This is a genomic window from Bacteroides acidifaciens (genome assembly GCF_903181435.1).
GTDB lineage: Bacteria > Bacteroidota > Bacteroidia > Bacteroidales > Bacteroidaceae > Bacteroides.
Map to the genome: position 1 here is coordinate 1 of NZ_CAEUHO010000004.1, position 24,857 is coordinate 24,857.

Annotated in this window: 19 protein-coding genes and 1 pseudogene; 10 read left to right on the forward strand and 10 right to left on the reverse strand. The window is 45.3% G+C overall.

The genetic code is table 11. From position 1 onward, the window contains the following. Positions 1–207 precede the first annotated feature (207 nt). The 6 genes from CLIN57ABFB40_RS12250 to CLIN57ABFB40_RS20455 all read right to left on the reverse strand — a co-directional run bounded on the left by CLIN57ABFB40_RS12250 (position 208) and on the right by CLIN57ABFB40_RS20455 (position 5,690). Positions 208–1,374 (reverse strand): Imm65 family immunity protein, encoded by a 1,167-nt coding sequence (locus CLIN57ABFB40_RS12250; protein WP_175630383.1) that lies wholly within the window; start codon positions 1,372–1,374, stop codon positions 208–210. 95 nt (positions 1,375–1,469) lie between these two features. Beyond that, complete coding sequence (locus CLIN57ABFB40_RS12255; RefSeq protein ID WP_175630384.1) at positions 1,470–2,567, reverse strand: hypothetical protein; 1,098 nt, start codon at positions 2,565–2,567, stop codon at positions 1,470–1,472. Then, the gene (locus CLIN57ABFB40_RS12260; protein WP_175630385.1) at positions 2,564–3,856 is read right to left on the reverse strand and encodes an RHS repeat-associated core domain-containing protein; all 1,293 of its coding nucleotides are present in this window, start codon (positions 3,854–3,856) and stop codon (positions 2,564–2,566) included. Before CLIN57ABFB40_RS12260 ends, CLIN57ABFB40_RS12255 begins: the two co-directional genes overlap by 4 nt. Before the next feature lie 169 nt (positions 3,857–4,025). After that, a complete protein-coding gene (locus CLIN57ABFB40_RS12265) occupies positions 4,026–4,991 on the reverse strand; it encodes a DUF4373 domain-containing protein (protein WP_175630386.1) in 966 nt (321 codons plus the stop codon). A gap of 151 nt (positions 4,992–5,142) precedes the next feature. Beyond that, positions 5,143–5,481, reverse strand: a complete 339-nt coding sequence (locus tag CLIN57ABFB40_RS12270; RefSeq protein WP_175630387.1) for a hypothetical protein — start codon at positions 5,479–5,481, stop codon at positions 5,143–5,145. A gap of 80 nt (positions 5,482–5,561) precedes the next feature. After that, positions 5,562–5,690, reverse strand: a complete 129-nt coding sequence (locus tag CLIN57ABFB40_RS20455; RefSeq protein ID WP_262886964.1) for a hypothetical protein — start codon at positions 5,688–5,690, stop codon at positions 5,562–5,564. 184 nt (positions 5,691–5,874) lie between these two features. Between CLIN57ABFB40_RS20455 and CLIN57ABFB40_RS12275 the strand changes: the two genes are divergently transcribed. The 7 genes from CLIN57ABFB40_RS12275 to CLIN57ABFB40_RS12305 all read left to right on the forward strand — a co-directional run bounded on the left by CLIN57ABFB40_RS12275 (position 5,875) and on the right by CLIN57ABFB40_RS12305 (position 15,346). After that, on the forward strand, positions 5,875–6,588 hold the full coding sequence (locus CLIN57ABFB40_RS12275) for a S24 family peptidase (RefSeq protein ID WP_175630388.1): 714 nt from the start codon (positions 5,875–5,877) through the stop codon (positions 6,586–6,588). 223 nt (positions 6,589–6,811) lie between these two features. Beyond that, complete coding sequence (gene metG, locus CLIN57ABFB40_RS12280) at positions 6,812–8,911, forward strand: methionine--tRNA ligase (RefSeq protein WP_410489613.1); 2,100 nt, start codon at positions 6,812–6,814, stop codon at positions 8,909–8,911. Between the two features lie 88 nt (positions 8,912–8,999). After that, positions 9,000–10,442 (forward strand): Fic family protein, encoded by a 1,443-nt coding sequence (locus CLIN57ABFB40_RS12285; protein ID WP_175630390.1) that lies wholly within the window; start codon positions 9,000–9,002, stop codon positions 10,440–10,442. Then, positions 10,439–11,887, forward strand: coding sequence for a lipopolysaccharide biosynthesis protein (locus tag CLIN57ABFB40_RS12290; protein ID WP_175630391.1), 1,449 nt, complete (start codon positions 10,439–10,441; stop codon positions 11,885–11,887). The genes CLIN57ABFB40_RS12285 and CLIN57ABFB40_RS12290 overlap by 4 nt, the downstream gene beginning before the upstream one ends. Before the next feature lie 27 nt (positions 11,888–11,914). Continuing rightward, a complete protein-coding gene (locus CLIN57ABFB40_RS12295) occupies positions 11,915–13,099 on the forward strand; it encodes a glycosyltransferase (RefSeq protein ID WP_175630392.1) in 1,185 nt (394 codons plus the stop codon). A gap of 16 nt (positions 13,100–13,115) precedes the next feature. Next, complete coding sequence (locus CLIN57ABFB40_RS12300) at positions 13,116–14,135, forward strand: glycosyltransferase (RefSeq protein WP_175630393.1); 1,020 nt, start codon at positions 13,116–13,118, stop codon at positions 14,133–14,135. Continuing rightward, positions 14,132–15,346, forward strand: a complete 1,215-nt coding sequence (locus CLIN57ABFB40_RS12305) for a glycosyltransferase family 4 protein (RefSeq protein WP_175630394.1) — start codon at positions 14,132–14,134, stop codon at positions 15,344–15,346. The genes CLIN57ABFB40_RS12300 and CLIN57ABFB40_RS12305 overlap by 4 nt, the downstream gene beginning before the upstream one ends. Before the next feature lie 16 nt (positions 15,347–15,362). Here the strand turns inward: CLIN57ABFB40_RS12305 and wecB are convergent, their stop codons facing one another. Continuing rightward, positions 15,363–16,487: a non-hydrolyzing UDP-N-acetylglucosamine 2-epimerase gene (gene wecB, locus CLIN57ABFB40_RS12310; RefSeq protein ID WP_175630395.1), complete on the reverse strand. Its 1,125-nt coding sequence runs from the start codon at positions 16,485–16,487 to the stop codon at positions 15,363–15,365. Between the two features lie 18 nt (positions 16,488–16,505). Further along, the gene (wecC, locus tag CLIN57ABFB40_RS12315) at positions 16,506–17,708 is read right to left on the reverse strand and encodes a UDP-N-acetyl-D-mannosamine dehydrogenase (protein ID WP_175630396.1); all 1,203 of its coding nucleotides are present in this window, start codon (positions 17,706–17,708) and stop codon (positions 16,506–16,508) included. Positions 17,709–17,845: 137 nt separating this feature from the next. On the opposite strand from wecC, the gene CLIN57ABFB40_RS12320 reads away from it, so the two are divergent. Genes CLIN57ABFB40_RS12320 through CLIN57ABFB40_RS12330 form a run of 3 tightly spaced genes read left to right on the forward strand, consistent with a single transcriptional unit; the run spans position 17,846 to position 20,773 of the window. Continuing rightward, the gene (locus CLIN57ABFB40_RS12320) at positions 17,846–18,715 is read left to right on the forward strand and encodes a glycosyltransferase family 2 protein (RefSeq protein ID WP_175630397.1); all 870 of its coding nucleotides are present in this window, start codon (positions 17,846–17,848) and stop codon (positions 18,713–18,715) included. 50 nt (positions 18,716–18,765) lie between these two features. Continuing rightward, entirely contained in the window at positions 18,766–20,031 is a 1,266-nt protein-coding gene (locus CLIN57ABFB40_RS12325) for a glycosyltransferase family 4 protein (RefSeq protein WP_175630398.1), read from the forward strand. After that, complete coding sequence (locus CLIN57ABFB40_RS12330) at positions 20,024–20,773, forward strand: glycosyltransferase family 2 protein (protein ID WP_175630399.1); 750 nt, start codon at positions 20,024–20,026, stop codon at positions 20,771–20,773. The genes CLIN57ABFB40_RS12325 and CLIN57ABFB40_RS12330 overlap by 8 nt, the downstream gene beginning before the upstream one ends. A 185-nt stretch (positions 20,774–20,958) precedes the next feature. On the opposite strand, the pseudogene CLIN57ABFB40_RS20610 reads toward CLIN57ABFB40_RS12330, so the two are convergent. Together CLIN57ABFB40_RS20610 and CLIN57ABFB40_RS12340 are read right to left on the reverse strand one after the other, a co-directional pair. Beyond that, positions 20,959–21,060 (reverse strand): annotated as a pseudogene (locus CLIN57ABFB40_RS20610) (SGNH/GDSL hydrolase family protein); the annotation flags it as partial. A gap of 841 nt (positions 21,061–21,901) precedes the next feature. Further along, on the reverse strand, positions 21,902–24,850 hold the full coding sequence (locus CLIN57ABFB40_RS12340; protein ID WP_175630400.1) for a glycoside hydrolase family 88 protein: 2,949 nt from the start codon (positions 24,848–24,850) through the stop codon (positions 21,902–21,904). Between the last annotated feature and the right edge of the window lie 7 nt (positions 24,851–24,857).

A 24,857-nucleotide genomic window follows, 5' to 3' on the forward strand; every position in this document is an offset into this window, starting at 1 on the left:
ACTCCAAAGGATACTTCATTCTTGCCTTTGGAATTCAGCATATCATGCTCGGATGCGCCTTGAGTGCTGGGATGGGAATAATAGACTTGTCAAATACCCTAATATTCTTCCATTCAGGATTTATTTTCGAAACTGTCCCGCTTGTTCCACTGGCGTATAAAATATCAACAATTCTGTTCGTCTTATATTATCACCACAATGAAACGTTCATTCTTTATCCGGATTTATTTTTTGCCTTTTCTCACTTAACTTTTTATCTACAGCATCTGATATTTTTTGCTTGTCTGCCTCACTTCTGTTGTTCCATTCAGTCCACCACAATTTAGTATTTTTCTCTATTCTATCCTCCTTATCGTATATGCCGTGATTCAATATCCTGAACAGAGTTTCTTTTCCAAACTTTTCACAAGTGATCTCAAACCCATAATTACCAATATCGTGAAACATGACTTTTGTCTTCAGTTCTTCCCCATTTACATTCATCAGGCAATAGGTTGAACGGCAGAATAGATTATAAAAATACTCCCAGGGATTTTTTTCGGATGCCAAATGTTCAAAAAAAAGCAAACCCGATTGACCAGACAAACTTCTATATTCCACTGTCTTTCTTTCAAGTGGCTTCAAGACAATGGGCAAAGAATCGCAAAGGGATAAATAAAGGCTATCCCGACCATTCACAACAGCATAGTGTTCTTTCGTACTTGAGGACAGACAAACGGTGGAAGTCGTATTATTCCTCAAATACATTTGACCATATACACTCTTTATCCTCACGCCATTCCAATCAAATAGTTCCCGCTTTATGCTATCTGCATTTAACGAGAGACCCGGATAACGTTCCAATTGAATGTCATGGGACAGCATCCCCATCTGTACCGGATAGTCTTCCACATACCCCGACAAATATGGCCATAATTCCACAATATCAAACCATGACGACCAGTCCTCATACGTTGAAAGCTCCACCAATGCTTTTTTTTCTCCAAACTTGGATATCACTACACACCATTTGGGAGTATAGTCTATTTCAACCATGGGATTACCGGAATACCCAGTTATCTCTTTTATATCAGCCATAGGCATCTCCTGTTCGTCCAATTCTATGAAGCAGAGATATTTATCCTTGTAGGGAACGATTTTAGAAGGTGATTCCAAACGCGGTTCTACAGGAAATTCAGAGTCCGAAATCATATATATATGATTGGAATCATTCACCGCCAATTCATATAGCACCACATATTTATTATGTATCAAGCCACAGTCCACAAGCAATTCGGATTGCTCTTCCACCACTTGTTGCACCTTGTTAAGAGTAGGCTGCGCACAGCCTACCATAACAAATAAAAACATCAAATTAAAGAATATATTTCTCATTGCTTCATAAATTTATCATTCAACCTTTTCAACAGTTCGCTACTTGTACTTATTTTAAAAGTCTCATTCTCAATACGGGATTTTAAACAACAACTTCACCGTCTAAACTTTCTCCCGACAATTTCTTCTATCTCCCCATCCCAATAAACAGTATGTTCCACACTATCTATACGGTAATAATAATAACTAAGATAAAGGGGATAAACCTTGAATTTTTTATTCCAAATATACCTTTTCTCGCTTTGGGGCACAGTATGCGTCGGAAGGTAATATACGGAATCATAAACCATCTGATGTATTTTCTCCGGATATTTCTTCCGAGGAACATCCTTAAATACAATAGGGCTTTTTTCTGTGGATAAGTCTAAGACAATGTCGGTATGGGGAGTTATTTCATACATTCCGGGAGATACTTCAGCAGCACCTTCCACATCGCTTACATGGAAAGTTAAAGAGTTTTCACCATCTTGAAAAACAAAATGCCCATACTCTTCTGGTCGCGTACTTATATAAAGTGCAGAATCTGTACGGTTACATATTTTCACACTAAATTCTATTTGATTGAGATTAGAGAATTTTCCGTACTTGTTTTCCGTTCCATATATATATGGCTTCCACATTCGCATATCAATAATATGAGAATAATAAACGGATGAATCCTGTTCATTACATAAGAAGTAACGCAATTCAGGATATGCAGAAAAGGGTTGACGATCGCCACAATGTGTATATGCAGCCCTGTCTGAATGTTTATCTTTAAAATACACCCATATACCACAAGTGTCCATATGTGTGTGCGTATCCAATTCACTATAATTTTCCCCTTTCTTTTGCCTCATTGTTTTGTCAAGAAATTCCTCGCTCAACCGCTTTTTATTGTTAAGATAGAAGAATATAAATTTCCCTTTATATTCCATCAAATCGGTCGGAAGTTCATAACCATTGTCTACACGTTCTTTCCCTGTGTCCAGCCAAAAAGAATTGTTAGGCGCAATAATATACAGCCAAGCTGTATTGAAATCATACTGTGCAACCTGCAGATAGGGGCTGTGCAAAAAATTCGAATCTATCACCGCCTTGGCATGGGCAATGACTACGGGCTCCACCTTACGATCATTCAAACCCCGGCATGAAAATGCCAGGGTCGAAAGAATCATCACTCTTATAAACAAGATACAAGTACTCCTTCTCATCGTTTTTTATTATATTGTCTAAATGTATACCGCATTAAATCCAGCATGGAGTTCATTTTTATAGAGTTCAGGTTACTCTTTACGGAATTATATTCATAAAGGGTTTTGTTATCCTTAAAATAAACTCCAAAGGATACTTCATTCTTGCCTTTGGAATTCAGCATATCATGCTCGGATGCGCCTTGAGTGCTGGGATGGGAATGAATGTCCACGATTGGCTGAAATCCTTCAAATGGCTTCTTATTTATACCTTCCAATGTAGAAACACTATATTCACGGCTACTGTTTCCTATGATATATTTCTTTTCTCCATCCCTGTATCCGGCAGTATATCTCCATTCAACACCAGTATTCTCAATACCAAATGTTACGATATTGGCCGCATCATATGCTCTAGACGTTTCTACAAAATAATCAGCATCACGGATATCACTACCTAAGTTTTCTTCCAATGCAGGTAAAATTGATTTGTCAAATACCCTAATATTTTTCCATTCAGGGTTTATTTTCGACACTGCCCCGCTTGTTCCACTGGCGTATAAAACATCAACAATTCTATCAGTCTTTCTCATCCGTCTAACTTGACCACGATAATTTATCACATAATCATCCTTCCCATCCGGATCCACCCTCAACACCGGATTATTCTTACAATAAGTATATGGACTCCAGTTGTAGTGTTTCTCACAGGACGGGTCCACTCCGTTCCACCTCCCCAGCACAGGATCATACCGTCTGGCACCGTAGTCATACCAGTTCAGCCCGCCCGCTGTCTCCAGTTCTTTCCCATTATACTTATACGGCTGGACACTCCGTCGGGAACTCGTAGACATCAATCCCCCGAATGGGTAATAATCATTCACTTCCTCTACGTTACCATCTTCATCCGCAACGACACGCACATTCCCCTGATGGTCCTTGATAAAGTAATGATAGCTCGTATCCGACATCGCAATATATCCTACATCGGTCATCAACCGCACCAGCACCCCGTTTTCATAGATCGCATTGCCACAATAATCCGTTGTCAGCGTATCTCCGCCAATAACCTGTACCGTACGCAACTTGGTTCCGTCACCACTGTATACATTGGATATATTGTCTCCATTCCTAAAGACTATCCGACTTGGCAAATTTAAACAATTATATTGAATATCAACAATGTTCTTATTCAAATCTTTTGTCAGATTACCGTTTGCATCATAAGCGTAGGCAGACTCCTGCGCAAACAGATTCATTCCTGCGACGAGCAACATGCACGCCAATACCAATTTCCGTAATAAATTCATAATCCGATTCGTTTTTGTGTTAATTAATTCTGTTTATTTAGTTTTGTCTGTAAGCTTATCGACACTACAAAGATATAACATTCACATTAGAGCATACAAGCATTTTTCAAGTTGTGTCTTAACTAAATTCTTAACCACCGCTATCTGCTGTGTATCAACACATAGCAGTCTATTCCCTCCTGTTGACAACACTCAGGAGATAGCGCCCGGGAAGTTTTATTTTCCCACCGCTGCCACGCAGCGTGGCAATTCCACGCCACACCGCACCGCCAATAGCACCGAAGTTACTTTTCAGAATTATCGCATATTGCTCCGAGGGAGGAATGCCGTAACTTCGGAGATTATCAAGCAACCCCGCATAGTTGCGTGACGTCCCGTCAGCAGGGGGAGAAAGCGTGTCGATAGTTTCCTGCGTATAATTCTGCGTACATTTTTTTTGTGTACATTGTTTCTGCTTGACGGAACCGGAACCCTCCCCACCGCAGGAACTTGCAGAAGAAATCTCCTCTCTTTCCTTCTTCCTCCCAGCCTTCTCCCCTGCCGTTTCCAGGGGAGAATTGAAGAGGGGGTGTTCTTTGCTGTTCTCTGCTGTGCTATTCTGTGCTATGCTATGTGTACTTGATGTTACATTTTCAGGGATAAATGTTACATTATCACCCCCGGTAATGCTTTCCTCAAGTTCCGTTTTCTCAGACTCGGCAGGTGATTTATCTCCCGCACCTGTCTTGTTATCAGCGACTTCCTCATTGACAAGCAAACAATACGCCGCTTCCAGATGCGAAACGCTCCGACGGCGGGTGCTGAAAAGATACTGCCGTTGTATCTCGACGGAAGTCAGAATGCGTTCACGTTCAAAAAGGCCGCTATCGAACAGACCGTATTCCACTGCGAGCCGGATAACACGCTCCACATCATCCGCACTCTTCTCATACAGACCTGCCGAGAGGTCTTCATAAAACAAACGGTCTGCATCCACGTAATACCCCTCGCCAGCATAGATATACGAAAGCACTTCAATCAAAATACCAAGCGACGAGTCGCCCTCACGCTTCATCAGGCGACGGACGGCACGGTCATGGATAAAATCTGTATTCAATGGGAAATAGTCAAGTCCCTTTTTCTTTATTCTTGCCATAGTTAATCTGTTTATTTTGTGTAAAGTTTATAAAGAGTGAATTCCTCAAGCTCTCCGCATGGCTTCTTCTCCGTCGGGGAGTGAAAACCATGCAGGCGCCCGTGATATTGGATTCACATTGTTGAATCTTGAAGTAAAAGTCAGTACGCTGTTACAGTAAGGATTCTTCGTCCCGGACTTTCTTCTTTTTACGCTCCATACTCAGATGTACTACCTGAAGGGCATGCAGAATAAGCCGGATACGTGTGCCGCGGTCTTCAATCTGTGTAATGACAGGATAGGGAAGACGGCCGGACAAGTTGATGCAGGGAAGCTTCTTCCCACTGAGGTAGTGCCGACGGCTCAGGGATTTACGGCATTCTTTGCAGTATTTATCCGGGCACTGGGTTGTTTTGTTCATGTAGAAGGACTCCAAGGGAAGTTCACGCTTACAGTTTTTACAAATAACGGTAGCTGTAGACTGTCGTGTCAATAAGGTTTTTGTTTTCATAATGATAATTGCTTTTTTAATTCCGAGAATATGTTTATTGTTTATTGGCGATATATACCCACCATAGTGGACATATATACTTACCGTGGTGAATATATAGCTCCATCATAGTGGATATATATGCCCAGCAAGGTAGCCGTATAGAGGAGATTCAATGGTGGAGAATGAACTTTTTCGCAACCTTTCGTAAACTTTTCATCGTTTCTCATAGATATTACAATTTTAATTTATATTTTTGAAACATATTTGTGATTTACACGCCACAAAGATAAAGCAGTTTACACCAAAAAAGCAAACGGTTTTAATATTTAATTTTCAAAAAGTATATAAAGAGCTATGAATGAACGGCTAACATATTTATGAATATTTACATCAAAAATAAACGATAACAGAATGGATACAAATTTAGATGTCACAGGCATCATCAAGCGTGCCAAACAGGTGTTAGGCCTGAAAAGAGACAGCGAACTGGCTGAATACTTGGGAGTTTCGAGAGCGACAGTTACTAATTGGGGCGCACGAAACAGCATAGACTTCAAGCTGTTGCTTGACAAGTTCGGCGACAAAGTGGACTACAACTGGCTGCTGTTGGGGAAAGGAAGCCCCGTGCACCAGCCGAGATTCTGCGAAAGCGAACTGGCAAGGGGAGAAGTGGAGATTATACACAATCCGAAAGCAGTGGAACCGGTAGACGACCGGAGCGTGACGTTATACGACATCACTGCAGCGGCAAACCTGAAAACATTGTTCACCAACAAGCAGCAGTACGCGCTGGGGAAGATATTGATTCCGAATATTTCCGTCTGCGACGGGGCGGTGTATGTAAACGGGGACAGCATGTATCCCATACTGAAATCGGGGGACATCATCGGATACAAGGAAATCAGCAGTTTCGAAAACGTCATCTACGGGGAAATATACCTGGTGTCGTTCATGATTGACGGAGACGAGTATCTGGCGGTGAAATACGTCAACCGCTCGGACAAGGAAGGGTGCATCAAACTAGTGAGTTACAATACGCATCACGAGCCGATGGATATCCCGTTCGCGTCCATCAATGCGATGGCAATCGTGAAGTTCTCCATCAGGAGGCACATGATGATGTAAATTTCAAGGTTTCACCACAGAGGACACGGAGGAGATAAAGGGGATGGAGGAGACAGAGGAACACTGATTTTTCATATTCATTCTCAAAGTCCCCGCAGAATGTTGTATCATACAGTTGCCACATACCGTACAGGCAGCCACGACTACAAGACAGCCACAACCATGAGAATAAAAATCTGTGTGAATCTGTATAATCCGTGGTGAAAAATCAATATCTTTGCACATTGCAAAATTGAAAGCAACAAAATTTGCAAAGCTGAAAACAATAAAATCACACTATACAATGGAAAAGAAATTCAAAAGAACCACCGTCACATCGGCACTGCCGTATGCGAACGGGCCTGTCCACATCGGTCACTTGGCCGGTGTATATGTACCGGCAGATATCTATGTGCGTTATCTGCGCCTGAAGAAAGAAGATGTATTATTCATCGGCGGTTCCGACGAACACGGAGTGCCCATCACTATCCGCGCAAAAAAAGAGGGAATTACCCCGCAGGATGTAGTAGACCGCTACCATACGCTGATAAAGGAATCATTCAAAGAATTCGGCATCTCATTCGACGTATATAGCCGCACCACTTCACCGACGCATCACCAACTGGCTTCGGATTTCTTCAAGACATTATATGACAAGGGAGAATTTATCGAAAAGACTTCCGAGCAATATTACGACGAAGAAGCAAAAACATTCCTTGCCGACCGTTATATCACGGGCGAATGTCCGCACTGCCACTCGGAAGGAGCCTATGGCGACCAATGCGAGAAATGCGGAACTTCACTCTCGCCGACAGACCTTATCAACCCGAAAAGTGCCATCAGCGGCAGCAAACCGGTGATGAAAGAAACCAAGCACTGGTATCTTCCCCTTGACAAACACGAAGACTGGCTGCGCAAATGGATTCTCGAAGACCACAAAGAATGGCGTCCGAACGTGTACGGTCAGTGCAAGAGCTGGCTCGACATGGGACTGCAACCACGTGCCGTAAGCCGTGACCTCGACTGGGGTATCCCCGTTCCCGTAGAAGGAGCGGAAGGAAAGGTGCTTTACGTATGGTTTGACGCTCCTATCGGATACATCTCCAACACGAAAGAACTTCTTCCCGATAGCTGGGAGACATGGTGGAAAGACCCCGAAACCCGCCTGTTGCACTTCATCGGAAAAGACAATATCGTGTTCCATTGCATCGTGTTCCCTGCCATGCTGAAGGCGGAAGGCAGCTATATCCTGCCCGAGAATGTGCCGAGCAACGAATTCCTGAACCTGGAAGGAGACAAAATCTCTACTTCACGCAACTGGGCAGTATGGTTGCACGAATATCTGGTTGATTTCCCGGGCAAGCAAGACGTGCTCCGCTATGTACTGACTGCCAACGCGCCGGAAACAAAAGACAACGACTTCACCTGGAAAGACTTCCAGGCTCGCAATAATAACGAACTGGTAGCCGTATATGGCAACTTCGTGAACCGTGCGATGGTATTGACACAGAAATACTTCGACGGGTGCGTGCCCGCACAGGGCGAGCTGACCGACTACGACAAGGAAACCCTGAAAGAATTTGCCGACGTAAAAGCGGAAGTGGAAAAGCTGCTCGACGTATTCAAATTCCGTGACGCACAGAAAGAAGCCATGAACCTGGCACGCATCGGCAATAAGTACCTTGCCGACACCGAACCGTGGAAACTGGCAAAGACAGATATGGAACGTGTAGGAACTATCCTGAACATCTCCCTGCAACTGGTTGCCAATCTTGCCATTGCTTTCGACCCGTTCCTGCCGTTCAGCTCGGAAAAACTCCGCAAGATGCTGAACATGGACACCTTCGAATGGTCCGAACTGGGACGTGACAACCTCCTTCCGGTAGGTCACCAATTGAACAAGCCGGAACTGCTGTTCGAAAAAATCGAAGACGCTACCATCGAAGCGCAGGTACAAAAACTGCTCGATACAAAGAAAGCGAACGAAGAAGCCAACTACAAAGCCAATCCGATTCGGGCAAACGTTGCCTTCGAGGACTTCACGAAACTGGATATCCGCGTAGGTACTATCCTCGAATGCCAGAAAGTGCCTAAGGCAGACAAACTGCTGCAATTCAAGATTGACGACGGACTGGAAACACGTACCATCGTGTCGGGCATTGCCAAACATTACCAACCGGAAGAACTGGTAGGCAAGCAGGTCTGCTTCATCGCCAACCTTGCCCCCCGCAAACTGAAAGGTATCGTCAGCGAAGGCATGATTCTGAGTGCCGAGAATAACGACGGCAGCCTGGCAGTCATTATGCCGGGACGTGAAGTGAAGCCGGGTAGCGAAGTAAAATAATTATCCAAAAGAGAGTATACAAGAGACACAAGCCGATACAAGTTTCTCTTGTATATTCTTTCTTCTTATTCTCTTTAATCATATATCCATGCTGATAACATTTGAAGAAATAACGCATTTAACCGCTTCAAAAGAATCCAATTCCCTGGAGTTCAAGGAAACAACGGGTCAACTGACACGAAGTATGGAATCCGGCTGTGCCTTTATGAACTCTGCAAATGGTGGATATCTGTTATTTGGAATCAATGATAAAGGGAAAATCACCGGCCAGGAAGTTTCTGACAAAACCAAGAAAGAAATAGCCGGAGCGCTAAGGAAATTTGAGCCTGCAGTTTTTGTGGACGTACAATACATCCCTATTCCCACTCATAAAGACAAATATATCATCGCCATCCATTTTGAGGATATCTTCAACAGGAAACCGTACTTGTTTGACGGAAGAGCTTATGTCAGAATAGAAAGTACCACTTCCATCATGTCTCAGGAGAGCTATAATGAGTTGCTAATCAACAGGCACAAGGAACAATTCAGATGGGAAGCATTCCCCAACAAACAGCTATCTGTGGAAATGTTCGATAAAGAGAAGGTTATCGGAACAATACGGCTGGGGATTGAAAACGGGCGTCTTCCGGAATCCACCATCGAAAATACATCCATCCCTGTCCTATTAGATAAGTTAGATTTGGCAGAAGACGGACTATTTAAAAATGCGGCCGCTGTTTTATTCGCAAAAAAAACGAGCAGCCATTTTCCTCAGTGCAAACTAAGACTAGCGCGATTTAAAGGTACAAACCGTTCGGAATTTATTGACAACGCTCAAATAGAAGGAAATATCTTTATCCTATTCGATGAAGCCATGGCATTTCTATTCAAACATCTGTCTTTATCCGGAAAAATCATAAAAGCAGAAAGAGAAGAAGAATTATCCATACCCTACAAGGCACTGCGAGAAGCGGTAATCAATGCTCTTTGTCACAGAGATTATTCAAACATCGGTGGTTCTACAGGCATCGCTATTTATGACGACAGGATAGAAATTATCAACACAGGAAAGCTACCGAAAGGAATTGATATCAATAATTTAACGTCACCTCACAAATCAATTCCCAATAATCCGTTAATAGCCAATGTGCTTTACCGTAGAAAAATGCTGGAAAGTTGGGGACGTGGCTTAGATTTAATGTATAGCGAATGTAAACGAGTGGGGTTACCTATACCAACCTTATCCGACAATCAGGGGGAAGTGGTTGTCACTTTCTACCTTAAAGAACAAGTAACCGAACAAGTAACCGAACAAGTAACCGAACAAGTAACCGAACAAGTAATAGCGCTAATAAAGATACTGTCCGATAAAGAAATGAGTATCAAGGACATTTTGGAAGCATTGAATTTAAGGCATCGCCCTACTCTGCTATACGATTACATCCAGCCTGCCATGAGACTGGATATAGTAGAACAGACTCAGCCGGATTCGCCTAAAAGTCCGACACAAAAATACCGTTTAACCAGCAAAGGAAAGGCAATGAAATGAGCGAAGAGCAATCGCTGAAACAGAAAACAGCCAAAGGATTATTCTGGGGTGGACTCAGCAGCAGCATACAGCAGTTGCTCGGCCTCATCATAGGAATCATAGTGACCAGAATGCTGTCGCGTGCCGACTACGGTATGATTGGCATGCTGGCCATCTTCTCATCCATAGCCTCCATCTTGCAGGAAAGCGGCTTCATCGCCGCGCTTGCCATCCGGACGAAAGTATCCGACAAAGACTACAATGCTGTCTTTTGGTTCAGCATACTATGTAGCACGGCACTTTATGGGCTGCTCTATCTCTCCGCTCCGCTTATTGCCCGTTATTATAGCACACCGGAGCTCATTCCTTTGTCCCGTCTGGCATTTCTGGGTTTCTTCATATCCAGTTTCGGAATAGCGCCGCGTGCCATCCTTTTCAGAAATCTGAGAGTGAAAGAGAACGCCATCATCTCACTGACGGCCCTTGTAGCTTCCGGCATCGTATCCATCATCCTTGCCGCCAACGGATTTGCCTACTGGGGACTTGCCATACAATCCATCGTTTACGTAGCGGTAGTCGTCCTGCTCAACTGGTATTACGCCAAATGGAAGCCCAGCTTCCACATCGACTTCTCTCCTATCAAGGAGATGTTCGGATTCAGCAGCAAGATGCTGATTACGAATATTTTCATAGCCATCAACAACAACCTGTTCTCCGTGTTGTTGGGAAAATATTACAGCAAGCAGTCAGTAGGAGACTTCAGTCAGGCCAACAAATGGAACAATATGGGGCACTCACTCATCACGGGAATGATAAACGGGGTGGCCCAACCGGTACTGGCGAACGTAGCCAACGACCCACAACGGCAGTTGGCCGTATTCCGCAAAATGCTACGGTTCACTGCTTTCATCTCTTTCCCTGCCATGTTCGGCCTAAGCATCGTTTCCAAAGAATTCATCGTAATCACCATTACAGACAAATGGATTGAATCGGCCAAAATGATGCAATTATTATGCATATGGGGGGCATTCGTACCAGTCAATAACCTGTTGTCGAACCTCATTGTCAGCCGGGGACGCTCTTCCATATTCATGCTCAACACCATAACGCTGAGCCTGTTGCAGATAATAACCGCCTGCATCAGCTATCCCTACGGCATCAACATCATGATTTACCTGTTTGCCGCCATTAATATCCTGTGGATGTTTGTCTGGCGTTTCTTTGTCAGCAGGGAAATACCATTGACGCTGTTCACCATGCTGAAAGACATCGCCCCCTATTTTTTATTATCCGCCACACTGACAACTACCGCTTATTATATGACGCTTGGCATCAGCAACCTGTATCTTTCGCTCATCATAAAAGTTGTATTCGTTGCCTCCATATATGCGCTCGTCCTGTGGAAAATGCAATCTGTCATCTTCCTCGAGTCGATTCAGTTCATCCGCAGAAAGCACAAGTCCTGACAGGCAACAACATAAAATACCAGAACCATGAATATCCTAATCCTACAATCCAAAGCATTTCCACATCGGGCAAACAGTTTCTACTACTTCTACACCCAACTGACGGAATGGCTGACAGCACACGGAGCTGAAAGCCGACTGTTCTTTTGCTACTTGAGAGTGGACGACAGCGGGTTTGAAAACGGACTTCATCTGCCCGACGATTATGAAGGCTTCTACACCCCCCGCAACATAGAAGCTGCCTGTACCTACATTGCAGAAAAAAGAATTGATGTCATACTCGACTATTCGCACATCATCACAGGAGATACACGCAGGTTCTTCCTCGAAATAAGGCGAAGGAATCCACAGGTTAAGTTGTTCACCATGATTCACAACTGTCCCAAACATACCACTCAGTTGAAAGCCTACGTACTGCCCAAGCTCAAGCTGAAAGATGCGCACGGGCTAAAAGGATTATTCCAATGGATGTTTCCCCGGCTTTATCTCTTCCTGTTGAAGAGAGTGGAAAGCTATCAGAATATCTCCGCCTACAATACGATGGACGAAATCGTTCTGCTGTCCCCTTCCTACATTCCGGAGTTCCGACAGTTGATAGGAAAGAAAGACGCCTCAAGGCTGTCCGCCATTCCCAATGCCATCAAACCCGTTGAAAGCAATATCCCGATAGAGCAGAAGAAGAAAGAGATTATTTTCGTGGGAAGATTCGACTCCGAGAAAGGATTGCCCAAGTTGCTCAAAATCTGGGAGATGGTTCAGGACGAACTGCCCGAATGGAAGCTTATCATGGTAGGCGACGGCGGAAAGTATAAAGAGTACGCACAGATGATAGCCGATAAAAAACTCAAACGCGTCCAACTGACCGGACACCAGATGTCTATCCCTTATATAGACCGGGCAAGCATCCTCTGCCTCACCTCTGTCATCGAAGGGCTGCCCACGGTATTTGTAGAAGCCATGAGCTTGGGAGTAGTGCCCATCGGATTCGACTCTTTCCGAGCCATCTACGACATGATTGATAATGGGAAGAACGGCATCGTCATCCGCAACAATGACTATAAGGCTTACGCAAAAGCCCTGATTCGCCTGGCTACGGACGATACCTACCGGCAACAAATAGCTGCCGCCGCCAAACAGCAGGCAGGTCGCTATGACATAGAACACATAGGCCCGTTGTGGTTGGAAGCATTCAGAAAACACGGAATCGTCTAATTACAAAAAGATAGCTATGAAGGTAACCATATATCCCCGCAATCTCGACAACGGAAGCATACAAGTCAACCCATATATAAAAGACTTTGTCAGTGCGCTGGAGCAAGAAGGTATCGTAGTGGCAAATCCGCCGCATAAGAACCCCTTATTCAGCCTCATCGGCAGAAAGACAGACAGTGATGCCTATATTTTCCATTGGCTGGAGAATGTGCCCGACTACAAATATGGCATGCTGCAAACGCTGGCCGCGCTCTGGCTTTTCATCACCATCAAGTTCAACCGGAAACGCATCATCTGGTTTTTACATAACAAACAACCGCACGTGGTCCGCCACCAATGGGCAAAGAAATTGCTGACCCATCTTCTCATCAGCAAATCCGACCTCATCGTGACTCATGCCACAGAAGGGGTAGCTGTCATCCGCAACCGATGCCGGGATGCCGAATCGAAAACGCTATTCCTGCATCATCCCACCAAGAACAGGATGCCCGCGCAAGTGCCGAATGCCCAAACGACAGACACCGATTTGTTAATCTGGGGAAACATATCCCGATACAAAGGTGTAGCCGAATTTATACGCTTTGCCAACGAGCACTCTTTGAAACTGAAGATAAAAGTGATAGGCAAATGTAGCTCTGCCGACCTGTTTGAGGAATTGAAACAACAGGCTAACCCATATATTAGTGTAGAAAACAGAAGTATCCGGTTTGACGAACTAGGCAAGAAAATACAGAAAACGCGTTATGTTTTAGTGCCTTATGCAGCCGAATCAGTGCTCAGTTCGGGCATCCTGATGGATTCACTTTCGTTCGGAGCGCGAGTAATCGGGCCCAACATAGGTTCATTCAGAGATTATGCCAATGAGCCGTTGTTGTGCGTGCATACATTCGACTCATTCTCCGAGATAGCTTCCATTGCCAATCATGCTGCCCGACATGCTAATCCGGATGACTACCGTCTTTTTCTGGAAAAGCACTCATGGAAAGAGTTCGGCAAAGAGTTCCATTACCAACTTCAAAAACTGACACAACAATGAAAGTACTTTTTACATTTGGCGGAATCCCCCACTACCTGAACGCCATGCTCAACAAGATTCAGGCGAAAGGAGCAGACATAACCGTAGTCAGCCCCCGGAAAGGAAATACGACGGTCGGCAAAGGGGTAAAGATGGTAGAAGGCGGAGCTTTCCGGCATCTGACGACACCGGAAAAGAAAGCATTCTACGGAAAAAGTTCCTTTCCGGCACTCCCGCGCATCATTGCAGAAGAGAAGCCGGACATCGTAGTAATGGGATGGCCTTACTTCCTGCAAATATTCTTTCAACCTGCATTGAGAAAAGCGATAAAGGCTTGCAACGCACGGCTGGTAATTCGTGAAATCCCTTTTCAGACACCTCCATACGGCAAAATCAAGGAGTATTTCAAGGAGCACCCGATGTATGACGAAAACATGCGCCTTCTCAGTAGCGGAGCCGGGTTTTATCTCCGCCAATGGATGACGGCCGGAATACGCAAATACTGCTACTCCAAAGCCGTCGGAACTCTGAACTACTCAACAGCCGCTTACGACATCCTTCTGTCTTACGGAGTAAAGAAGGAACAGATACACGTCACCTACAACTCTACAGACACAGAGGCTCTGCTCAAAGAAAAGGAGTCCGTACTGGCATCACCCTCCATCCTCCCCCCTTCCGAACGCCGCTTGCTACACATCGGCCGATTAGTGAAATGGAAACGGGTGGATTTATTGATAAATGCTTTCAGGAAGGTAACCGCTACATATCCGGATGCAGAACTGGTCATCGTTGGCGACGGGCCTGAGCTGGAAAATCTCAAGCAACAGGCAGCCGGACTACAGCTTGCCGATAGAATCCGGTTCATCGGAGCAGTCTACGACCCGAAGATACTCGGAGCATACATGAATGAGTCAAGCATCTATGTACTGGCCGGCATGGGCGGGCTTTCAATCAACGATGCCATGACGTATGGAATGCCTGTCATCTGCTCCGTATGCGACAGCACCGAACGCGATTTGGTGACGGAAGGAACGAACGGTTCTTTCTTCAAGGACGGAGATGCGGACAGTCTGGCGGGGACAATTGAAAAGATGTTTGAGTCTCCCGAACAATGCAGACGGATGGGCGAAGAGTCAGAGCGCATCATTCGGGAAAAGATTAATATCGAGATAGTCAGCGAACGATATATGGCGGCTTTTCGGGATTTCATGAAAGTGTCCAAAAGCCTGTAACACACAACAGCAGCGGCTATAACGCCGCTATTATTCTCTCGCATGCCCGGCCGTCTCCGTAAGGATTGTGCGTCTCGGACATACGCCTGTAAAGTTCCTTATCTTTCAGCAATGCCGTCACATTGTTTACGATATCGTCGGCATTGGTGCCGACCAGTTTCACCGTACCCGCCTGCACTGCTTCAGGCCGTTCTGTCGTATCGCGCATCACCAGCACCGGCTTTCCCAGCGAAGGCGCTTCTTCCTGCACTCCGCCGCTATCCGTCAGCAACAAAGTAGAATGTTGCATGGCATAGATGAATGGCAAATAATCCAACGGAGAAGTCAGATATACATTATCCACCCCCGAAAGCAACTCGTACACGGGCTTCTGTACATTAGGATTGAGGTGGACAGGATACACAATATCCATCTCGGGATGGAGCATAGCCAATTCTTTTATCGCCTTACAGATATGCAGGAAACCGTCGCCAAAGTTCTCACGCCGATGCCCGGTGACAAGAATATATTCACGCCCGCCCACTGTATAGCCCTTCTCCTGAAACTCCACCGCCATCTTCTCTTCCATGCCGGGAGTTGAAGAAATTATATCCACCGCCATCAGCAGCGCATCTATCACAGTATTGCCCGTAACGAAAATCTTCTTCTCGTCTATATTCTCTCGCAGCAGATTTTTCTTCGACTGTTCGGTCGGCGCAAAGTAGTAAGTGCAGATTCGGTCCGTAACCTGACGGTTCATCTCTTCAGGCCAGGGAGACAACATATTATAGGTACGCAGACCGGCTTCCACATGCCCTACGGGAATCTGCATATAAAATGCGGCAAGCGACGCGGCCATCGAAGTGGTGGTGTCACCGTGAACCAATACGGTATCGGGCCGATAATCCTTCAACACCTCTCTCAACCCCATCAGCACCTTACCCGTGATGTCATACAAGTCCTGATTGGGAGCCATAATATTCAAATCATATTCGGGAGTGATGCCGAATACCTCCAGCACCTGATCCAACATCTGCCGGTGCTGCGCCGTAACGCAAACCCGCGTTTCAAAATGTTCCATATCTTTCTGAAGTGCCTTTACAAGCGGCGCCATCTTAATGGCTTCGGGGCGGGTGCCGAAAACAAGCAATATCTTTTTCATCTACCTTATTTATCTCATTCAACGTCTCACCCCGCAGAAATCCAGTTCTATCTTTCCCTCTTCCCTCGGCAATGCCACAAACACATCGTGGCGTACAAGCCAGACGACAATATCCGCCTTCTCATAGGCTTCCCGATAATCCGTCAGATGAAAACTCTTATGACTGCTAATGTTCGGTTCCACAATCAGCACATCCGCTCTCGACTCGGAGATGATGCGGGAAGCGATGTACTTGGCGGGAGATTCGCGCAAATCATCAATATTCGGTTTGAAGGCCAGCCCCATACACGCGACAATGGGTTCACGTTCATTCTTTTCCACAAACTTCTGGCAGGTTTCCAATACTTTATTGGCACACCAGTCGGCTTTATAGTCATTGGTTTCGCGGGCACGTTTTATCAGTTGTGCCTGTTCCGGATAGTCGGACACGATGAACCAGGGGTCCACTGCAATACAATGTCCGCCCACGCCACAACCCGGTTGGAGGATATTCACACGCGGGTGCTTGTTTGCCAGTTCAATCAATTCCCAGACATTGATTCCCGCTTTATCGCAAATCATGGACAATTCATTGGCAAAGGCAATCTGCGAATCACGCGAGGAATTCTCCGTCAGCTTACACATCTCTGCCGTACGGGCATTGGTACGGTGCAACTTGCCTTGCACAAAAGCAGAATAGAACTCGACGGCCTTCTCCGTAGATTCAGGGTCTATACCGCCAATCACACGGTCATTGTGCACCAGTTCGTAGAGCGTATTGCCCGGCAGCACACGCTCGGGACAGTATGCAATATGTATCTTTCCTTTCAGTTCGGGACGTTCTTTATAGATTACTTCCGCCATGCGCTCGGTAGTATAAACAGGAGAAGTAGATTCGATGACAAACAAGTTGCCTTCCTGCAAATAAGGAAGAACAGACCGTGTGGCAGCTTCCACATACGTTATATCCGCCCGATGGTTCTGCTTGAAAGGTGTAGGGACTACGATAAAGAATGCATCCGCCGGCTCCGGCTTCGACACTGCGCGCAGGTTTCCTTTCTGCACCGCATCTTTTACAATCTTATCCAAATCCGGCTCAACGATGTGTATCTTGCCTTGATTGATAGTTTCCACTACCGAAGGATTAACGTCCACCCCTATCACTTCATAACCATGACCGGCAGCAACCGCCGCGGTAGGAAGCCCGATATACCCTAATCCTAAGAATACCACTTTTTTCATTTTGATGCTCCTTTTAATAAGTGGTGCAAAAATACATATAATCCGTAACTTTGAATGATGTTTCACTGAAAATCATTACTTTTGCTCTATAAAACAAAAGACATTCACCGCCATTGGCGGACATAAAAGATAAGGACATGGATGGTATCAAGCTGTTTATTAACAAAATAAAGTTATCCCTGCAAAAACATACGGGAGTGACCCAAAACAAAAAATCATATGAGAGCTGGCTCAGCAAAGGATATACCAATACGCCAACCGTTACCGTCATTATCCAATCACACAACAAGAGCCTGCAAGTGAGCCATATTGTTGCCAAATTGCGCGCATATCCATCCATTGAGCTCATTGTCATTGATGACGGTTCCGACTTTACGCACACCCGCACACTAGCCCGGTTAATGACAGGAGCCAACGAATTCCTGCTTCATTCCAACGACCTGTATGAAAACATCATGTACGACCGCACCCTACGTATGGCCAACGGCAAATATGTCGCCCTCTTACAAGATGATGATGATTTTGACAACCTGGAGTGGATACAGGCAGCCGTCCGTCTTTTCGAGCAATATCCTGCACTGGCTATCCTAGGAGGAAAAGATGCGTTGGAGTTTGTATTCCAGCCTCCCAAAGCAAACGGAAAGATAATACAAGCGACCCGCCCGTTTGACTTCGTTCCGGCAGTAAACAGAGCGCCGATGTGGATAAACAGGGAACTGTATTTGCAAAAGCTGCATCATATTGATTTTGCCTTTGCCCCTTTCCAGTATGATGATTATGAGTTATGTGCACGAGCATGGCTCAACGGGTTACAGGTAGGATGGTACGATGCCGGATTCAAATCACTGAGCGCAGGTGGTATGAGGTTGTGGAACCAATATTTTGCCCAGCAACAATACGAGAAAAATAGCCGTCAGTTATATTCCCTTTATAACAAACACCAAGCCGAAATCGAGAGTTTGGTTCAACAATCCCATCGGCTATTTTTGCAGAAAAGTAAAGATTGAATAAGGCTTATACAGCTAAAAAACGTAACTTTGCAAAAAGTCAAATAACCATGAGAGTCCTGATTATAAATACATCCGAACGAATCGGCGGTGCAGCTATCGCGGCAAGCCGGCTGATGGAATCACTGAAAAACAACGGTATCAAAGCCAAAATGCTGGTACGCGACAAGCAGACTGACCAAATCAGTGTGGTCCGCCTGAAGAGCAATTGGCTGCAAGTATGGAAATTCATGTGGGAGCGCATCGTTATCTGGAGTGCCAACCGTTTCCGGCGTTACCATTTGTTCGACGTGGATATTGCCAATACAGGCACAGATATTACATCGCTTCCGGAATTCCGGCAGGCTGATGTGATTCATCTGCATTGGATCAACCAAGGAATGCTCTCATTGAATGATATACGAAAGATACTGGCATCCGGCAAACCTGTAGTCTGGACGATGCACGATATGTGGCCGTGTACAGGTATCTGCCATTACGCACGGGAATGTACGAACTATCAGCAGGAATGCCACAACTGCCCTTACATCTATAAAGGTGGTGGACGGAAAGACCTGTCTTACCGCACTTTCCGCAAGAAACAAAAACTATATAGCCAAGCTCCCATCCATTTCGTCACTTGCAGCCGCTGGCTGAAAGAACAGGCGAAGACCAGCGCCTTATTTGAAGGGAAAAGCGTCACTAATATTCCGAACGCCATCAATACCAACCTGTTCAAGCCACAAGACAAACAGAAGGCACGAGCTAAGTTCATGCTGCCGGAAGACAAGAAACTTATCCTGTTCGGCTCGCTGAAAATCACCGACAAACGAAAGGGAGTTGACTATTTGATTGCCGCCTGCAAACTGCTGGCGGAGAAGCATCCCGAATGGAAAGATTCACTGGGAGTCGTCGTATTCGGCAAGCAGTCGCAACAACTCCAGGAACTGCTTCCCTTCCGCGTCTATCCGCTGCCTTATATCAAGAACGAACACGAAGTGGTAAATATCTACAATGCCGTAGACCTTTTCGCCATTCCGTCCCTGGAAGAGAATCTTCCCAACATGATCATGGAAGCAATGGCTTGCGGAGTGCCCTGCGTAGGATTCAACGTAGGCGGTATCCCCGAAATGATAGACCATCTGCACAACGGCTACGTGGCACAATATAAATCTTCGGAAGATTTTGCCAACGGCATACATTGGATACTGACAGAGCCGGAATATAATGAGTTATCCGCACAAGCCTGCTGCAAGGTATTGGGCAATTACTCGGAAAGCATCATCGCAAAGAAATATACAGATGTCTACAACAAAATAACGGGAAAATATGCATAGCGTCCACCCTACTCCCAAGTTCTCGATTATCACAGTGACATACAACGCTGAGAAGGTATTGGAAGACACCATCCAAAGTGTCATCTCGCAGACGTATCATCACATTGAATATATCATCGTGGACGGAGCTTCCAAGGATGGGACTTTATCTATCATCGACCGCTACCGCCCGCGGATACACACCGTAGTGAGCGAACCGGACAAAGGATTATATGATGCCATGAACAAAGGAATCGCCCTTGCCGGCGGCGATTATCTCTGCTTCCTGAATGCGGGCGACTGTTTTCACGAGGATGACACCTTGCAGCAGATGGTACACAGTATCAACGGCAATGAACTGCCCGATGTCCTTTACGGAGAAACAGCCATCGTAGACAAAGACAGGCACTTCCTGCGTATGCGCAGGCTCTCCGCCCCCGAAACACTGACATGGAAAAGCTTCAAAGAAGGGATGTTAGTCTGCCACCAGGCTTTCTTCGCCCGCCACACCCTGGTAGAGCCGTATGACCTGAAATACCACTTTTCCGCCGATTTCGACTGGTGTATCCGCATCATGAAAAAAGCACGCACACTCCATAATACACATTTAACGATTATCGACTATCTGGACGAAGGGATGACGACCCGAAACCGGAAAGCATCTCTCAAAGAAAGATTTCGTATCATGGCGAGACATTACGGGCTGATTGGCACCGTAGCACGCCATGCCTGGTTTGTCCTGCGGTTAGTAACCCGACACTGACGGCTATTCAAAAGAACAAACCAGTGAACCTAAAAACCTTCCGGCATATAGAGCATCACCTGCTCCAATATCACTCCTTCGTCCAATGCCTTAATCTTCTACCGAATCCGTTTCACATTTACCGAAAGAAAAAGTCAATGCAGCAATGCTGTCATAAGCAAGGTCACTCTGTCCCCAATCCGTTTTTAAAAGGCTACCGGCAATGTTAGTAATTGATACATTAATGTGCGTGCCATGCGTTCCTGTCCTTTCGTGTTAGGGTGCAGACGGTCGAAACCCGAATCATAAAGCAACTATTCTGATAGTTTTCGTCGGGCTGCACATTCGTTTCTCCGAAATCGGCAAATGTAACTCAAAAAAATATAGTTTCAAGCAATTTTATTACATATCCTACTCAAAGACGAGCAAATATCCATTTCGTTATAGCTTCGCACTAGAATAAAAAAACAAAATCATTTCTCATATTCTCATAGTAAAACATATTCATCTGATTACTAATTATATGAAAAATGAGAATAAAATTATTTACATGCATTTCTCATGGTTTTATCAAGAAAACGCGCTTAAAACAATGCATTTCTCATACCATTACCGGCATTTCTCATACATTAAAAATAGTATTCTTATAGTCTAATCATCAACACTTAATGAACTGTAGTAAAACTACCGCTCATCTTCATCATAACTAACTGATAACTAAAGATTATGCTACTGTAATCAATAGATTTTCAATAAGACATTTCTATCGTTTTACTCGAGTGAACAGATTCGTGCACTAAAGTGCACAGAACTATCCACTCGAGTGCACCAGTCTGTTCACTGGAGTGCAATAATACGGATGAAGACAGGAAAACACAACAATGTCTGTTGTGAAAGATATGTTATCTACTGACTCAACACACAAACTACGGCTATATTGGTCTATACATATTAGTATTCTGAAACAAGGATAAGCATAATATACAGCATGAGAAATGCGAAACAAAGTATGAGAAATACCTTTTTTAAAGGCATTTTAGAGGTATAAACTATGAGAAATGATTTTATTTTTTTCGCATAGAAGGCTGTCCTGTCACCATGATTTTTTTTATTCTATGATAAATAGTGTTTTTCACAGCATCTTCATTGTTACAATTGTTTCGCCTGCATCTTCAGCCGGATATATCCTTTCTCCGACTGCTCCTTCAGCGCAATCCCGATGCGGGTGTAAGCCGGAGCATTCACTTCGATAGTTTCAGAAGTAAATGCGACTTTGCCGGATGCTTCGACATTGACAATCATCTGTTCTGTACCAGTAGTGAGCAAAAGATGTGTGTCATCAATAATTTTCCAGTCGGCTTGTGTTGTTATGGCTGTTTCGAACCGGATAGGCGCATTGGCTGTAAATTCGTCACTGACGGTGAAACTGCCTTCACCCTGGCGGTCATAGACGAAGGTACGGATCAACTTATCCAGATTGGGGGTAGAATAAGCTGATGTATAGTCAATACTGAACAAGTCTTTTTCTTCTGCAAATTCTTTCCTGAGCACAATAGCTTTCGCCTTGGAACCAGCAGATTGCGTTTTCCCGTCTACCACCGGAACAGGATGCCCGAAAGAACCTTTGATCTTATATTTCGCGGGAGCCTCCGCACTGAAATAATCACCGGGATAAGAGAAAGGGCCGCCCTGATCGCCAACCATCATACTCTTTCCCAAAGCGACGGCATAAGAACCGACATCATTATGGTTATGGTTTTCGGCATTATTACCACCTTTGGCCGAGACAGCCAGCAGACACGAACTCCCCACAGCAGGACGCGCAACGAGAATTCCTGCTTTTTCGTAGTAAGCACGCAGAGAATCAGAGTCTTCCTTTAACGCCTGACGGATAGCATCCGTCATTTCCATCTTCCATACTTGTCGGGGGAACAGTTCTATGAGATACAAAGAGAAATTATTTCCTGCCGGAAGAATGTATTTTTCTGCCGGAGAAGTAACGCCAAGCGCACGGTCACAATAAGCCGTAATGAATTTATCTGTCGACAAACCGATACGGCAATCGGAATAAGCCGGACATACGCCCTCATTCATCTGTATTTTCTTACCATATCGGGCGATATGTACAAATTTAGGGTCACGGAAGAAGTCTATCTTGCCTTGTGTGGCACGACATACTTCCTCACGCAGCAGGATGTAGGCACGGAAACCGTAATTGTAGTAACCGACGCCTTCACTGCAATAACCGTCGTCGGCATACCCTTTCATACCGTACACGTTATATTTTTCGGCTGCGGCTACGAAATAAGCACGTTCTTCCTTATCCGCCAGCAGAGTGAGGGCAGCCCCCGTAACGCCTGCCAGACAAACTGAGTTCCAGTTATTTGTTGCCGTGAACCACCAGAAAGGTTTTGTCTCTTCCAGGCAACGGTACACGGGACGAAATACTTTCTCACGAAAAGCGCACTGCACACGAGCCTTTACTTCCGGTGACAAACGGTCGTCGAGCATGGCTACACACTGCGCGATTCCGTTTCCGGCCGTAGCAACTACCAGGTCGACATAATAGTCCGTACCATGATAATTCTTCAGATTGCGGTCGTGGGCGGGAATCGACCACGAGTTCTGATTGCAAAGAGCAATCAGAGCTTTCTCAATGGCGGGAATATATCGTCTTTTGTTTTCAAGACATTCGGCCAATGTCAACCGGAAAAGATAATGATAACGCGCATTCATCATGTTTTCACCCGGCAGGCGGATATTCGTCTTGTTCAGATGCAGATATAATGAGTCAACAAAAGGGGGCATACCCTTTTTCAATAATGCGGGAGCTTCTTCTGTCAGTAGTTTTTCTGCATTGCCGCTCTCTTTTACTTTGTTCCAGAAAGTACGGTCTTTATAGGAAACACCCATTCCTTCGGGTTTATCGGGCAGCATGGCAGCGATTTCACGGATACGGTTTTGAGAGATATTCGTGTTTTGTCTCGGGGTATCCTGTGCCATACGGTAAACTTCCGTCCCTGCCAGCAGGAAAGCACCCGGACCGTATACTTCGGTCATATCGGGAGTCACCTTTTTGGGGTCGGCACCGATAGGCTGCACGTATCCCAGTTTTCCGTCTTCTCCCACAGCCGACACCAAGGCTTGCCATCCTTTCTCCACCACAGGCAGAAATTCTTCTTTCGGCAGAAGCCCTTCGTTGATTCCATAGGCAAGGGCGTAAACAAAGAAACCGCTGCAACTCGTCTCGGGCGACGGATAGGAAGCAGGGTCGAGCAGGCTTGCGTGCCAGAAACCGTCCTTATTCTGGAGAGGAGCAATCCGCCGGCATAACTTCTGAAACAAATCCTGATAGAACGGGCGGTATTTGCTTTTGGCAGGAAGTTCACGCAACATCTCTACAAGTCCGCCGAGCACCCAACCATTACCGCGTCCCCAGAACACTTTTGCGCCATTGGCTTCTTTCATTGTAAAGTAACGGTGGTCACGGTAGAAGAGGTTTTCTTCTTTGTCGAACAGGAAGTCATAAGTGGCTTTGTATTCCTTATCCATGAAACGGATAAATTTCTTGTCGCCCGTGATATTGTAGAGTTTCATGTAAACAGGTGGAGCCATGAACAGGGCGTCACACCAAGTCCAATGTTCCAATGTGCTTGCATCGCCATAGTTCAGTTTGAACGAACCGGAAGGAGGATTGGCAATTACCCATTCGGCACGCGCCTGCGTCGGGATAAGCATGCCTTTTCTCTTGTACTTTTCGTACATATACAGATACATCTGCGAAATACAGATATCATCCGCATGATACATCCGCTGGTCTACCTGCCAGTAATTCCGGCCGCCCAAACGTAACAGCCATTTATAATAGGAATCGTCCTTGTCCATCTGTTCGGCTATCGCAGCCCAGTGGACAAGTCCCAGATAGAAAGTGGCATTCACCCAGTTGAGGTCACCATAAACTGCTTTGTTGTAATGAGCAATCTGCCAGTCGGCTACCCGCCGCATCGACTGCTTCACTTCGGTTTTAATAAATGTCTGCGCAACTGTAGTACACAAATAGCCCATGCATAGGGCAAGGGTTAAGAATAATTTCTTCATAATACTA

Excerpts from the sequence above, each read along its gene's own strand:
- CLIN57ABFB40_RS12250 (WP_175630383.1), bottom strand. The coding sequence starts at position 1,374 with ATGAGAAATATATTCTTTAATTTGATGTTTTTATTTGTTATGGTAGGC.
- CLIN57ABFB40_RS12255 (WP_175630384.1), bottom strand. The coding sequence starts at position 2,567 with ATGAGAAGGAGTACTTGTATCTTGTTTATAAGAGTGATGATTCTTTCG.
- CLIN57ABFB40_RS12260 (WP_175630385.1), bottom strand. The coding sequence starts at position 3,856 with ATGAATTTATTACGGAAATTGGTATTGGCGTGCATGTTGCTCGTCGCA.
- CLIN57ABFB40_RS12265 (WP_175630386.1), bottom strand. The coding sequence starts at position 4,991 with ATGGCAAGAATAAAGAAAAAGGGACTTGACTATTTCCCATTGAATACA.
- CLIN57ABFB40_RS12270 (WP_175630387.1), bottom strand. The coding sequence starts at position 5,481 with ATGAAAACAAAAACCTTATTGACACGACAGTCTACAGCTACCGTTATT.
- CLIN57ABFB40_RS20455 (WP_262886964.1), bottom strand. The coding sequence starts at position 5,690 with ATGAGAAACGATGAAAAGTTTACGAAAGGTTGCGAAAAAGTTCATTCT.
- CLIN57ABFB40_RS12275 (WP_175630388.1), top strand. The coding sequence starts at position 5,875 with ATGGATACAAATTTAGATGTCACAGGCATCATCAAGCGTGCCAAACAG.
- CLIN57ABFB40_RS12285 (WP_175630390.1), top strand. The coding sequence starts at position 9,000 with ATGCTGATAACATTTGAAGAAATAACGCATTTAACCGCTTCAAAAGAA.
- CLIN57ABFB40_RS12290 (WP_175630391.1), top strand. The coding sequence starts at position 10,439 with ATGAGCGAAGAGCAATCGCTGAAACAGAAAACAGCCAAAGGATTATTC.
- CLIN57ABFB40_RS12295 (WP_175630392.1), top strand. The coding sequence starts at position 11,915 with ATGAATATCCTAATCCTACAATCCAAAGCATTTCCACATCGGGCAAAC.
- CLIN57ABFB40_RS12300 (WP_175630393.1), top strand. The coding sequence starts at position 13,116 with ATGAAGGTAACCATATATCCCCGCAATCTCGACAACGGAAGCATACAA.
- CLIN57ABFB40_RS12305 (WP_175630394.1), top strand. The coding sequence starts at position 14,132 with ATGAAAGTACTTTTTACATTTGGCGGAATCCCCCACTACCTGAACGCC.
- wecB (WP_175630395.1), bottom strand. The coding sequence starts at position 16,487 with ATGAAAAAGATATTGCTTGTTTTCGGCACCCGCCCCGAAGCCATTAAG.
- wecC (WP_175630396.1), bottom strand. The coding sequence starts at position 17,708 with ATGAAAAAAGTGGTATTCTTAGGATTAGGGTATATCGGGCTTCCTACC.
- CLIN57ABFB40_RS12320 (WP_175630397.1), top strand. The coding sequence starts at position 17,846 with ATGGATGGTATCAAGCTGTTTATTAACAAAATAAAGTTATCCCTGCAA.
- CLIN57ABFB40_RS12325 (WP_175630398.1), top strand. The coding sequence starts at position 18,766 with ATGAGAGTCCTGATTATAAATACATCCGAACGAATCGGCGGTGCAGCT.
- CLIN57ABFB40_RS12330 (WP_175630399.1), top strand. The coding sequence starts at position 20,024 with ATGCATAGCGTCCACCCTACTCCCAAGTTCTCGATTATCACAGTGACA.
- CLIN57ABFB40_RS12340 (WP_175630400.1), bottom strand. The coding sequence starts at position 24,850 with ATGAAGAAATTATTCTTAACCCTTGCCCTATGCATGGGCTATTTGTGT.